The sequence below is a fragment of the Halomonas sp. ND22Bw genome (assembly GCF_003011945.1).
Classification (GTDB): Bacteria; Pseudomonadota; Gammaproteobacteria; order Pseudomonadales; family Halomonadaceae; genus Halomonas; species Halomonas halophila.
Genome location: NZ_PXWD01001258.1, coordinates 1 through 257, shown reverse-complemented (window position 1 = coordinate 257; position 257 = coordinate 1). Strand labels below are relative to the sequence as shown.

Below are 257 nucleotides of genomic sequence, written 5' to 3'. Positions count from 1 at the left end.
AATCGAACAAAACTGAACGCGACGCGCGTACAGGCTCGAAGCCTTGCTCGCGCTGGTCGTAATTCGCGGGGACCTCTTGGCAACTCTCTTTAAGATCGAGATGATTTCTGCAATGGTCGTTGGCCTGCCCGATGCGACGATTCTCATCATCGCGTGCGGCCGTTCTTCCAAGGTGTCACGTACCGTTTGAATGATTTCCACGGCAGTATCGTCTGCAGAAATATAGTCTCGAATGGTATCGATCGGCACGTAAATGC

Annotated in this window: 1 protein-coding gene; it reads right to left on the bottom strand. The window is 52.1% G+C overall.

All coding sequences use genetic code 11. The annotated features are described in order from the left end of the window. Nucleotides 1-201: hypothetical protein (locus CVH10_RS27000; protein ID WP_219925007.1), on the bottom strand; the 201-nt coding region annotated here is incomplete at its 3' end. Between the last annotated feature and the right edge of the window lie 56 nt (nt 202-257).